An 11556-nucleotide genomic window follows, 5' to 3' on the forward strand; every position below is an offset into this window, starting at 1 on the left:
CGTCAGGCGCCGCCGGCGCCGGGCAAGGTCGGCGCCGCGGTCGGAGCCGCGGGCCGCGCCGGCGGCTGCAGCTTCGGGCGCGACGCGGAAGGCTTGTCGCCGCTCGCCTGCCCCTCGGTCGGGGCGGCGCTCACGATGACGTCGCCGCGCATCTCGAGCCGCCGCCAATAAGGCGTCCAGCGCACCGCGCGGCCCTCGGCCGGCAGGTCGTCGCCCATCGCCGGGTCCGGGATCCGGGCGCCGTCGACCGACGGCTTCACGAACTTGGTCTCGCTCATCGGCGGCTCCTGTTCATAGGGACGTCAGCCCGAGACCGTCGGCGGCTCGGGGTCGAAGACCGGCTCCGCCGGCGGCTCGTCGGAAGGGAACTCCTCGGCCGCGATCGGCGTCTGGCCCGGCCGCAGAGGCTCGCTCGGCGCGAAGCTCACGCTTGCGAGCCGCGAGAGGTCCGGCATGGCGATCTGCGCCGCGATCAGGTCGCAGGTCTGCCGCGCCGAGGTTCCCGGCGCGGCCGCCTCGCACACCAGCCGGAGCGGCTCTGGCAGCGCCGCGTAAGCCCCTGTGCGCTCGACCGAGGCGTCCCAGTCGTCGCCCTTGAGCTCGACCTGATAGGTCACGAGATGGATCGCGAGCCGCTCGCCGGTCTTGTCGCTTGAGAAGCGCTCGATCGACCGCTTCTTCACCCGCCGCGTCACCGCCCGCATCAGCAGCGCGCCCTCGGGCAGGCGCTGGCGGTCGAGCGGATGCGCGAGCCCGAGCGTGAGCACGGTCTCGGCGCAGTCCTCGATCAGGTTCAGCACCGCCTCGAGCTCGCGATCGGTCGCGGGCGCCGCGATGCTCAACTCCTCCGGGTTCTCCGGATCCCCGGTCGGCGCCGCGACGAGGCAGTTCATGGCGATCTCGAGGACCAACCGGCACGTATCGTCGAACGGCGCGCCGCCATTGTTCTCCGACCAGCCCTCGCCTTCGACCGCCTCGGTCGTCACCACGATCACTGGCACCGGCTCGCGATGGTCGAAATCGTCGATCCGCGAATCGTAGACCCGGCCCTCGCAAAGCCCCGCGATCACCGGATGCGCGTTCAGCGCCGCGACCGCCTGCAGCCGGAGCGCCGTCAGAACGAGGCTCACAACGCGGCCCGCGCCTGGCGCTCGATGAGTGGGAGCGCGAGGCGACCCACATCGTCATGCTTCGGTTGGCCGACGTCGAAGAACTCGCCGGTGTCGATGCGTCGGAGCCGGTCGCCCTTACGCACCGGATGGGGCAACGTGCCCTCCGCAACGTCGATCGTCGGGCTGGGAGCGACGCTTGCGCGCGTCGCGTCGGCGGGCATCCTGCGGCCCTCAGCGTGATACTCGGCGTCGACCGACACGAACGAGCCGAAGAAGCGGAAGATCGGCCGCGAGGTGTCGACGCCATGTCGCGCGTTGACGTCATGGGCGACCGCGCGCATCGGCGTGACCTCGAACTCTTCGCCGTAGACGGTGTCGATCACCTCGGCCGCGAGGGCGAAGCAATCGCGGAAGAGCGAGGTCATGACCCGCTTAGGAGGCGTCCGCGGCCTTCAGCGCCGCGATCACATCGGCCTTCGTCGTCGCCTTCGAGACGTCGACGCCGCGCTCGGCGGCCAGGGCGTCGAGGTCCTCGCGCTTCATGGCGTCGTAGTCCGGCTTGGCGTCGCCAGAGCTGGCGGCGCCGTCGTCGTCTGCTGCGACATGCGTCCCGGCCGCAAGCGCGGCCTGCGCCTCGTCCCAGCCCAGCGAAACGGGCTCGGCGTCCTTCTTACCCTTTTCCTTCAGCAGCATGGTCGCCTCCGTCAATTCGAGGAGTGGCCGCGCACGAGAAGCTGAGGACGCTTCACGAGCGGGAGCGGATTCGACTCGGTGTGGATCTCGACGCCCTTGCCGAACTTCATCCGCTCGAGCGGTGCGACGAACACCTCGGCGTCGCCGACGTCCGGAGCCGAGTTGACGGCGTCCCAAAAGTCGGGCGGACCCCAGTAGTTCGTGAAGGTGTCGGTGGTGCCGAGCGGGAAGAACCGAACGTCGCCGGCCGGGATGAAGCGTTCCGGATCGGACTTCGTGCCGTCCTCCTTGATGTAGGAGGCTGAACCCCGATACTCCTCGAACTCGATCCCGCGGAAGACGAAGCTCTTGCGGACGTTCTCCCGGATCGGGTTCGCGGAAGCGGGCGTCGCCGGATAGTTGGCGAAGGCGTCCTTCATCTTCGCGTGGCCCAGGAACTTCGTGGCCCATTCCGGCGACATCAGCGCCTTGACGCTGGTCATCGTCTCACCGTTGAGGTTGTCCTCGAGGTAGGAGACGACCTCGTCGCACTTGGCGCCGATGTCGGTGGTCGACGTGCCGAGCGCGAAGTCGACCTCCTTCTGCGTCACGTCGAACGCCGTGAAGAGGTCGAGCAGCGTCGAGCCGTCGTAGTCCTTGATCACGCCGCGCAGCGCCGTCACACGCAGATGCTCAAGCGTGATGCCGTGCTTCCTCCGCATCGTCATGAGCTTGCGGTTCGTGAAGCCGAGCACCGTCTCCAGCTGAGCGCCCGCCGGGCTCATCGCGAGCATGTTCTGGACGTCGGTCGCGAGCACCGCGTCTTCATGCGGAATGTGCGGGATCACGAAGCTCTTCGGCTTCTGCTTGCCGCGCGTGCCGAGGCTCGCGGGCGCGCCGCGCGGGCGGGTCGGCAGCAGGTTCAGAACGCCGTTTTCGATCACGACGATAACCGACGTCGTCGGGATCGGCTCCGGCGTGAAGATCCCGAGCTCGCCGATGCGGCCGTAGTTGTTGGGGACGATCGAGATCGCCCCAGTGAGTGACGCCGCCGAGAAGGCGTCCTGATTGAAGATGTCGAGCACCGTAGGCATCGGTCAGGCCCCCTCGCGAACCTTGATGCTCTGGGCGCGCAGCTGTGCGATCGCAGCGGCGCGCTTCGTGGCATCGTTGATGGTGGAGCCCCAGGTGAGGCCGTTGTGGCTGACGATCGCGTCGTCATCGATGAAGACGATCGGGACGTCGGCGTCTGTCGCGTCCGCGGCGAACAGCAGGATCGCTTTCGCGGTCTGAGAGCCGTCGGATCCGGAGGCGGCCGCGACGACCCATTTGCTTGACGCCGAAAGCTGCGCCAGCACGGCGCCGCTCTTCAGCTTGCCCTGGCCGCTTGCGAGCGTGCCGGTGCTGCGGGAGCGATAGTTGTCGGCCTCATGCTTGAGCCAGTCCGAGGCGACGACGGCGGTTTCGAGAAGGGGCATCGGTCAGGCCTCCTGGCTCATGCCGGCGCGCTTCAGCTGCCGCTGCATGCTGGCGGTTGCCGACTTCGGGCCTTCCTGGCCAGAAGGAAGCGGCGACGTTGGGTTGATGGCGGTCTGCTCCTCCTGAGCGACGAAGCGCTCGAAGAGAGCGGCGCGAACCTGATCGAGGGACTTGCCCTGGGCGATGTACTGGTCCGCCGCATTCGCCTCGATCTTCGTGTCCTTCTTCCGCGCGAGGTCGACCGCCATGCGGATGTCCTTCGCTTGGCAAGCGCGGGCCCGCGCCTGGTCGGCGGTGACGCCTTCGCGGATCAGCTGAGCCGTCATCGCCGGCACGCCGGCGTCGGCGCAGATCGTCGCGATCTCCGCCGCGGCCGACGTGGCCGTCCGACGAGCGGCCTCGATGTCTTCGGGCGTGCTCGCGCCCGTGGTCTGCTCCGGAGGCATGGGTTTCTCCTTGTCCGGGGTGGGCGCGGCGGACGCCGCGGGCGAACGGCCGGCGGACATTCGCCAGTCGTGTTTCCTGGCCAGCGCGACGAGTTCCTTCGGCGCGTGCGCGTAGATCCGGTAGTCGAAGGCTGCGACGGCCTCGGCCGGCTCATTGTCGTTCGCCGCGGCGCCGACGCGGTCGGCATAGCCCTGAGCCACCGCCTCCTCGGGGGTGAGCCAGAGCTCGAGCCTCATGTCGGCGCGACACTGCGCGGCCGTCCTTCCGGACTTCGCCGCGTAGACGCCCGCGAAGGCGTCAGCCATGGCGTTCAGGGCGCGAAGCGTGACCTCGTGATCGGCAGCGGTGCCGAAAGTCAGCCCGCTCGGATCGTGGATCATCATCGTGGAGCCGAGCGCCATCTCGACGATGTCGCCAGCCATGGCGATCAGCGAGCCGGCGGAGGCGGCCACGCCCTCGATCACGATCGTCTTTGTGCCCTTGTGACGGGCGATCGCGGCGTGGATCGCCGAACCTTCGGTCGCGATGCCCCCGCCGGAGTTGAGGCGGATGGTGACGTCGTTGCCGTCGCCCACCTGGGCGAGCGCGGCGATCACCTCGGCAGCGGTGAAGCCGTCCTCGAACCACAGATCTCCGACCGAGCCCGAGAGCGTGATCTCGGACCCGTTCACCAGAACGGCCATATCGATGTCCTTCAGTCTGCCGCGGTGGGCTGCCCGGCCGGCGCAGGCGCGCCGTCGGTCGCTCCTGGCGACTTCGCCTTCGGGCGGCGACCGTCGCTGTCGTAGGAGACGCCAAGCTGGTCGGCACGGGCATTGTCCGCCGCATTCTCGGCGTCGATCGCCTCGGCGTCGTTGCCGCCTTCAGAGACCTTCTGCGAGCGGCTGGAGAAGCCCGACCGGACCTCCAGCTGCTTGGCTTCGATGTCCTGGACGGGATGGATGTAAGCGAAAGCCTGCGGGGTCCATTTGACCGCGTAGGCCTGTCGCCGCGTCATGCCTTCCGGCAACGTCAGCGCCCCTGACAGCAGCGCGTAGTCGATGAAGCGGCGATAGACCGGGCGGCAGAACTGGAACACCAGCAGTGCGTGCTGGTAGGCCTCGATGCTGCGGCGGAAATCGTTCAATGCGGCGCGGAGCGTCCGGTCGTTGAGCTGGCCATAGTCGCCGCTGAGGATCTCGTAGAGCGTGCCGGCGCCGGTCGCGATCGAGCGCATCGCCACGCGCACGTACTGCTCGAAATTCGTTCCGCTGTCCGGCGGAGTGGCCCATGTGATGTCTTCGTCTTCCGCCAGCACCTGAAGCGTGCCGGGCTCCCAGGCGAGATCGCCGGTTCCTTCTTCGTCGGCGTCGCTTGAGCCGATCGGACTCTGGCCGTCGCCGACCCGCTTGATGAAGCCGGCGATGAGCGTCGCAACCCGCTTCCGGACCAGCTCGGCGTCGAGATAGCCCTGCAGGTCGTGGAGCGCCTGCAGCACCGGCGCGAGCCAGGGCTCGCCGCGCTGCTGGCCCGGCCGTAGCGCTCGGAACAGGTGGCAGACGTCCTCGGCCGGGACGAGCTTCTCCTCATTCAGCACCCCGCCGGCCACCAGTCCGTCGCCGGGATGGTCCCGCCTGAGATAGTAGCCGGTGCGCGCTCCCTTTCCGTCGAACTGGATGCCCTGCCAGACGCGGTTCGATGCGTCGTTCTTGAGGTGGTCGCAATGATCGCCTTCGATCACCTGTAGTTGGAGCGGGACGGTCAGCCCGTCGGCCAGGCGGCGAGAGCGGAGGCGGATGAAGGTCTCGCCGCCCTCGACCATGCCGCGCGCGGCGATCACCTGCAGGCCATAGAAGTCGTGCGCGCCGGTGCTGTCGGCTTCGTCGACCCAATCCCAAACCAGCTGCGCGACGTCGGCGCGATACTTCTCCGAGCGCTTGTTCGCCGCCTTAGCCGCCGACTTCGACATGCCGGTCGTATCGATCCGTGCGATCGACTGCGGCTTGATCCCGGTGCCGACAAGGTTGGTCACCATCCGGTCGACGATCGACCGAGCGTGTGGATTCTTGCGCGCCTGGTCGCGCGATTTCCTCCGCAGTTCGTCGAGCGCGTAAGTCAGCGCGGCGTTCGGACCGAACGATCCGACGCGCCAGGCGCGGGAGCGTCGACCGCCGCCGCCAGCCGGATCGTAAGGCGCAGCCTCCGGTGCGATCCCGCCCGAGACGTCCAGCGGACCCGCGAGCGACGCCGTAATGCGACGGCTGAGCGCCGGCACCCTGACGCGCGGCTTCTCGGCCATGAGGGTCAGAAGCCGCTGCGAGGCGAAACGACGATGCGACGGACGCGGACCCGACCTGGGTTCTCTTCGTTCTCAGCCTCGCGGATGAGATCGGCCTCGATCGAGTTCATGTCCTTCAGCGAGCGGAGCTTCACGCGGCCGCGCCGATCGATCTCCTCGGCGCCGGTTCTTTTCAGCTCGCGGAACTTCGCGAGGCGATCCTGTGCGGTTCCTGGCATTGATCACCTCACGACGCTCGATCGAATGACGGACCTGGCTCGGCGACGAGAGGGCGCGCGACTGGCGGCGACGACGGTCGATTGCGCAATGTCATGACCATCCTCGTCGGCCTGGCCGATGCCGAGCAGAGACTCGAGCTCCCGCCACTGGGCTTCGCGCCAGCGGTCCCATCCGCGCATCTGGGCGATGGCTCGGGCGTAGTTCGCGCAGTCCAGAACCTCGTTGCGGCGGCCGGAGATGACGATCCATTCGCGGCGCGTCTTGCCGCGGGTCACCGAAACGATCAGTTCCTCAGAGGTCAGCTGCTTGACGACGTCTTCCGACACGTCGCGCGGCAGATGCACGAAGCCGGACGGATACGCGGCGCCGCCGGCGGGCCGCTGGAGCGACAGGCAGCTCATCAGTTCCTGCTTGCAGAACGAGACGCCGACCCGAATGACCTTCAGGCCGCGGCGAAGGCGCTTGCCCTTGAAGTTTGCCTCGCGCGCCGCGACGCCGAGATACGCTGACTGGTAGCTGTCGACGCCGTCGACGGCGTGGACGTTCGCGCGTCCCGCCATGGACCGGACGAAGGCGTAGACCTCGGAGGTGTAGGCGCCGGAATCGACGCCCCAGTCCCTCACGGAGAGCTCAGGCCCGGCCTCGCTCAACCAGGTCTCGTCGAACATCGCTTCCAGATCGGCCCACACCTCGGGCCGCCCGGTGTCGCCCGGCAGGACGCGGTGCTCAACCAGCCAGCGCTGACGATTGCGACCAAACCCCCAGACGCCGACCTCGAGACGATCCTTCTGGACGTCAACGCCGCCGAACAGGACCAGCGCGTGGCGGCACACCGTCCCTGAAAGATGATCGTCGCGCCGGTTGTAGACGTCCTGCCACTCGGGAGCGTCGGCTCCCTCTTTCCAGGTCAGCGCGAGCTGCGTGTTGCGGAAGGTCTTGAGCGCTTCCGGCCCGCGGCGCAGAGCGCGGGCGAACTTCTTCACCGTCTCGACCACGGTCTGCTTCGGCGCATAGAGCTTCGAGGCGTGGAAGCCGGCATGCTCGTTCGACAGCGCCCGCGTGTTGCAGTGACGGCAAAGGGCGTAGCGGACGCCGTGGACTTCCTGGTCCCAGATTTCCGGTTCCTGCCGCTCGCCGCAGCACGTGAAGGCCCGCGTCTGCCGCCACGAGACGACCTTCAACGCCTTCAGCCGGTCGGCCTCGGTCCACGGAGCGCCGCAGCCCACGCAGACGAGCCGGGCGGACGCCGGGACAATCTTGTCCTGATCGTCCTTGTCGAACTTGACGTTTTCCCATTCCAGCGGCTGCTGCTCGCCGCAATGCGGGCAAGCCACGAAGGCCTTGCGCTGATCGCTCTCGTCGTAGCTCGCCTCGATCGCGCTGCGGCCGGCGATCGTCGGTGAGCAGGCGAGCACCGTCAGGCTGTTCGTGCGGAACTCGGCCTGGCGCTCTTCGGCGAGGTCGATCGGCGGACCTTCGCCACCCGCCGACATCGGGTACTTGTCGATCTCGTCGCAGACGAGCAGTCGAATCGGCCGCATCGCAAGGTTGGTCGGACTATTCGATCCTACGAGCGTGATGTGCCCGCCGGGGAATTGCTTGTGCGTCAGCGTCGCGCCGGCGTCGGTCGCCTTCGCCTCGCCGAAGAGGTCTCGAAGAACCTTCGTGTCGCGGATCATCGGCGCGAGCCGATCCTTCGAGAAGGTCTCGGCCGCGTCGTCCTTGGGGAACACCGCAAGGATCGGGCACGGTTCGACCTGTATGAACCGACCCGTGATGTTCTCGATGACGGTGGTCTTCAGGAGCTGCGTGCAGGCTACCAGCGTGATCTTGCTGACGCCCGGCTCCGTGGCGGCGAGCATCGGCCCCCGCGCTACCTCGACGCGCGAGACGATAAAGCGGCCGCCGTTCGAACTCTCCTTGCTGAGCTTCCGATAGCGCTCGGCCCACTCGACGACGTTGAGCGACGGCGGCGGCGTCAGTCCTTTCCGCCAGGAACGAGCGAGGCTAGCGACGTCAGAGCTGACATTCCGGCTCGCCGAGCTCGGCGAGATGCTGTTGGACATGCGCGGTCAGGACCGTGGTGAGCGCGCGCGGGTCGACCCTAAGCTCGTCGGCCATGACGATCGCGATCCGCGCCGGCCACGACAGCCAGGCATCGCGAAGGTCCCGCGCGGTGTCGAAGAACAACGCCTCCGCCGCCGCCCGCTCGACGAGCCGACCGGCTTCCTTCTCGACCGCTTGCTTGCGCTGGAGACCGAGGAAATTCTCCTTGCGCCGAACAGCGGCCGGCAAATCAAGGTTTGGGTCATCCGGGTCGTACGGCCCTTCGTCCGTCCGGATCTCGTCTGCCGACACGGGTTCAGACCGCGGCGCCTGCCCGGGCTTCTGCTTCGCCGCTGCCGACCCCGGTTGAAGCTCGGGGGCCGATCTCACCGGCCGATGCGCGACGCCGCCGCGGTATTTCGCGGGCCGCTGATCGAGGTTCCACTCGGTCGCATCGACATCCACGAGGCCGTCGTCGCCGAAAACGAGCAGGCCGTTACCCTTCCAGACGGTAACGGTCTTCTTGCTGACGCCTCGACGGCGAGCGAACTCCGCTTGCGTCAAGAAGGTCTTCGGCTGGTCCGCCATCGGGGCGTTACCTCCGCCGCGTTACCCTCGGCCGGTTACCGGGTTCCAGTGCATTGGCGCTAGGGGAAGCCCGCGCCTCTTTGGCCCGTGTGGGCGGAAGGTCCCAGGGGCCCCCGACTTTCGACCCCTACCCCTCGAGTTGGGGCTCGGCTGGAACGAACTCGATGCGATTTGCGTCTTGGTGCACACCCCAGCACCACGGAGCAAACAATGGTCGAGCAGCCGCCTACCCCTCCGGGACGCTCCAGTCCGCGCAACTTCATCATGGCGGCGATCGCCGTCCTGGTGATCGCCCTGATCGGCACCGTCGCCTACAACCGCTTTCTGGTTCCGGCGCCTCACAGCAGCGACCTGAACAGCAACAAGGTCGAGGGCGGCAAGGACCTCTCCCGCAGATGAACCCGCCGAGCCCAACTGAGATCAGGAGGAGCTTTCCAACCGCCGCAGGCCTCCTGTTTGGCCTCGGGCTCGGCGGCTTCTTCGACGGGATCGTGCTGCACCAAATCCTTCAATGGCACCACATGGTGACCAGCGCTGGCTACCCGGCCAACAGCGTTGCGAACCTCGAACTCAATACGCTCCTTGACGGCCTCTTCCACGCCGCGACCTACGTCTTCGTATCGGCGGGTCTTTTCCTGCTGTGGAGATCGGCCCACCGGAAGGAACTGCGCTGGTCGGGGAAAATGCTAAGCGGGTCGCTTTTGATGGGCTTTGGCGCCTTTAATGTTGTCGAAGGCTTGATCAACCATCAGATCCTGGGCCTGCACCACGTCAACGAAACGGTCTCTCGCGATCTCTGGGTCTATTGGGACGCGGCGTTCCTCGCCTGGGGCGCCGCGATGCTGTTCGGCGGGTGGCGCCTTTACCAGCTAGGTGCTCGCGAGCAGGCTGAAGAGTAGCGAACCCTAAACTTATCCTGCCGCCTTTGCGGTCTTCAAGCTGTGTGCGCGACGCAGAAGCAGCGGCCTCGGCCGAACCGATCGCCGCCGTCCCGCATCTTCTTCTTTCCGAACTTCGCTCAGCCCCGCCACCTGCACGTCCAGCGGGCGCGGTACCAGCCCGGCCCCGCCATCAGCTCCTCGACTTCCTGGATCACCGCGCAGCCGTTCGCTCCGGGCTGCTCGCGGTGGAAGATGCGGCACGAGCTGGGCTCCGCCTGAAGGCAGATCGCGACGACAAGCTCCGCGACGCCCATAGCCACCCCACTACGTGTTGATGCGGACTCGCACTTGGGTGGCCGACGATGATCCATTACCTCCGGTTGTCAGGAGGCGATTGTCATGCAGCCCGCTATCGCAGTGCTTGTTGTGCTGCTTTCCGTCGGCTTCGCGCACGCTCACGGCGGCGGCTGCCGGAAGAGCTCACCCCCTGGGCAATGCTGCCACATGGACAAGAAGGCTGGCTCAGTTCACTGCCACTGAGCTGTCTAACCCTCGTCGCCTACAGGCTACGCATCTCTTGACTTTTTGTAGCCTATGGGCCACAAATAATCATGCCTGCGGTCCGCCAGACTGAGACGTTTTCGAAGTGGTTCGAGAAACTTCGTGATCAGCGCGCCAAGGCCCGCATCGCCGCCCGCATTCGGCGGATCGAGGTCACAGGCAACTTCGGCGACGTGAAGAACCTGAAGGACAAGGTCAGTGAGCTGCGCGTCGATTACGGGCCGGGATATCGGGTCTACTTCACCGACCGCGGCGAGGAGATCGTGATCCTGCTCTGCGGCGGCGACAAGGATACGCAGGGCAAGGACATCGAGACCGCCAAGGCGCTCGCGAAAGGTCTGGAGGAGTGAGAGAGATGGCTACTGAAACGCGTCCGTGGGACGTCACCGAACACCTGGACAGCCCCGAGGCGATCGCCGCGTATCTCGAAGCCGTCTTCGAAGATGGCGACCCTGCGCTGATCTATGCGGCGCTGGGCGACGTCGCGCGCGCCAAGGGCATGACGTCCATCGCGAAGGAGACCGGCCTTTCTCGCGAAAGCCTCTACCGGGCGCTGAGCGCCGAAGGACATCCTGAGTTCGCGACCATCATGAAGGTGCTCAGCGCGCTCGGGCTGAGACTGACGGCGGAGCCAATCGCGGCGTGATCACCCTGACGTCAGCCACGTCGAACCACGTCAAGCGCCGCATGGGCGCGAAGCTCTCCATGCGACCACCGGTTCGCCGGCCGCGCCTCTCGGATCTCCGCCTTGCGATGCTTCTTCCAGAAGCGCCGCTTGGTCCCGCGAAGGTGCTTCCACCACTCGCCTGACGCGGCGAGATGGTCCTTCTTCACGTGCGCCATGATCGCCTCCACGGGCCCTAGCGCACAAAAGCCCGGCAGCGGTTTCCCGCTCCGGGCGCATCTCTTCAATTCAAAATCTATGCCTTTACCGCGGACGAGGTCAAGCAATGAGCGAGGCGTTCGTCGGAAATATTTATTTGGCGCACAGCTGTCAGAAAGCCGTGCGTGCGGAGTTAGATCACAAAGGGATGTTCTTTTGGCCGACACGCGGGGCGACGAGTTCAGAAAGAAGGCCGACGACAGCCGGCGACGCGCCCATGCCACGTCCAATCTGACCGACAAGGCGGCTTGGCTCCAATTGGCGGATGACTGGCAGAGGCTTGCTCGCGAGGCTGAGAGCCGCCGGTTCAGGGAAGTGCCCCCACCTAAGCCAGGTGTCTAGAGCGGGTCCTTGGTTTTCCGATTCTGCGTTGGGATTCCGTCGAGGCGT

General features: G+C 66.8%; 17 protein-coding genes. 4 read left to right on the forward strand and 13 right to left on the reverse strand.

The annotated features are described in order from the left end of the window. Positions 1-2 precede the first annotated feature (2 nt). From EK403_RS21035 to EK403_RS21085, 11 genes are all read right to left on the reverse strand, one after another. Positions 3-278, reverse strand: coding sequence for a DUF2635 domain-containing protein (locus tag EK403_RS21035; protein ID WP_128779418.1), 276 nt, complete (start codon positions 276-278; stop codon positions 3-5). Positions 279-302: 24 nt separating this feature from the next. Beyond that, positions 303-1130, reverse strand: a complete 828-nt coding sequence (locus EK403_RS21040) for a hypothetical protein (protein ID WP_128779419.1) — start codon at positions 1128-1130, stop codon at positions 303-305. Continuing rightward, the gene (locus EK403_RS21045) at positions 1127-1537 is read right to left on the reverse strand and encodes a hypothetical protein (protein ID WP_128779420.1); all 411 of its coding nucleotides are present in this window, start codon (positions 1535-1537) and stop codon (positions 1127-1129) included. The genes EK403_RS21040 and EK403_RS21045 overlap by 4 nt, the downstream gene beginning before the upstream one ends. 7 nt (positions 1538-1544) lie before the next feature. Next, positions 1545-1805, reverse strand: a complete 261-nt coding sequence (locus EK403_RS21050) for a hypothetical protein (protein ID WP_128779421.1) — start codon at positions 1803-1805, stop codon at positions 1545-1547. Positions 1806-1816: 11 nt separating this feature from the next. Beyond that, positions 1817-2878 (reverse strand): major capsid protein, encoded by a 1062-nt coding sequence (locus EK403_RS21055; protein WP_128779422.1) that lies wholly within the window; start codon positions 2876-2878, stop codon positions 1817-1819. A gap of 3 nt (positions 2879-2881) precedes the next feature. Continuing rightward, the gene (locus tag EK403_RS21060) at positions 2882-3262 is read right to left on the reverse strand and encodes a head decoration protein (protein ID WP_128779423.1); all 381 of its coding nucleotides are present in this window, start codon (positions 3260-3262) and stop codon (positions 2882-2884) included. Positions 3263-3265: 3 nt separating this feature from the next. Beyond that, positions 3266-4393 carry a head maturation protease, ClpP-related gene (locus tag EK403_RS21065; protein ID WP_128779424.1) on the reverse strand — a complete coding sequence of 376 codons (1128 nt, stop codon included), beginning with the start codon at positions 4391-4393 and terminating at the stop codon, positions 3266-3268. Positions 4394-4404: 11 nt separating this feature from the next. Beyond that, positions 4405-5988 carry a phage portal protein gene (locus tag EK403_RS21070; RefSeq protein ID WP_128779425.1) on the reverse strand — a complete coding sequence of 528 codons (1584 nt, stop codon included), beginning with the start codon at positions 5986-5988 and terminating at the stop codon, positions 4405-4407. 5 nt (positions 5989-5993) lie between these two features. Continuing rightward, positions 5994-6206, reverse strand: coding sequence for a hypothetical protein (locus EK403_RS21075; RefSeq protein WP_128779426.1), 213 nt, complete (start codon positions 6204-6206; stop codon positions 5994-5996). Between the two features lie 3 nt (positions 6207-6209). After that, the gene (locus tag EK403_RS21080; protein WP_428979636.1) at positions 6210-8069 is read right to left on the reverse strand and encodes a phage terminase large subunit family protein; all 1860 of its coding nucleotides are present in this window, start codon (positions 8067-8069) and stop codon (positions 6210-6212) included. Between the two features lie 154 nt (positions 8070-8223). Further along, positions 8224-8841, reverse strand: a complete 618-nt coding sequence (locus EK403_RS21085; protein WP_245479838.1) for a hypothetical protein — start codon at positions 8839-8841, stop codon at positions 8224-8226. A 210-nt stretch (positions 8842-9051) separates the two neighbouring features. Between EK403_RS21085 and EK403_RS21090 the strand changes: the two genes are divergently transcribed. Further along, on the forward strand, positions 9052-9240 hold the full coding sequence (locus tag EK403_RS21090; RefSeq protein ID WP_128779428.1) for a hypothetical protein: 189 nt from the start codon (positions 9052-9054) through the stop codon (positions 9238-9240). Then, positions 9237-9740, forward strand: a complete 504-nt coding sequence (locus tag EK403_RS21095; protein WP_128779429.1) for a DUF2243 domain-containing protein — start codon at positions 9237-9239, stop codon at positions 9738-9740. Before EK403_RS21090 ends, EK403_RS21095 begins: the two co-directional genes overlap by 4 nt. A 119-nt stretch (positions 9741-9859) precedes the next feature. On the opposite strand, the gene EK403_RS21100 is transcribed toward EK403_RS21095, so the two are convergent. Continuing rightward, complete coding sequence (locus EK403_RS21100) at positions 9860-10042, reverse strand: hypothetical protein (RefSeq protein ID WP_128779430.1); 183 nt, start codon at positions 10040-10042, stop codon at positions 9860-9862. A 291-nt stretch (positions 10043-10333) separates the two neighbouring features. Between EK403_RS21100 and EK403_RS21105 the strand changes: the two genes are divergently transcribed. Both EK403_RS21105 and EK403_RS21110 read left to right on the forward strand, forming a co-directional pair. After that, on the forward strand, positions 10334-10633 hold the full coding sequence (locus EK403_RS21105) for a type II toxin-antitoxin system RelE/ParE family toxin (protein ID WP_128779431.1): 300 nt from the start codon (positions 10334-10336) through the stop codon (positions 10631-10633). 5 nt (positions 10634-10638) lie between these two features. Continuing rightward, complete coding sequence (locus EK403_RS21110) at positions 10639-10929, forward strand: addiction module antidote protein (RefSeq protein ID WP_128779432.1); 291 nt, start codon at positions 10639-10641, stop codon at positions 10927-10929. Positions 10930-10940: 11 nt separating this feature from the next. Here the strand turns inward: EK403_RS21110 and EK403_RS21115 are convergent, their stop codons facing one another. Beyond that, on the reverse strand, positions 10941-11126 hold the full coding sequence (locus EK403_RS21115; protein ID WP_128779433.1) for a hypothetical protein: 186 nt from the start codon (positions 11124-11126) through the stop codon (positions 10941-10943). Positions 11127-11556 lie beyond the last annotated feature (430 nt).

It is taken from the genome of Hansschlegelia zhihuaiae (genome assembly GCF_004103825.1).
In the GTDB taxonomy this organism is placed as follows: Bacteria; Pseudomonadota; Alphaproteobacteria; order Rhizobiales; family Methylopilaceae; genus Methylopila; species Methylopila zhihuaiae.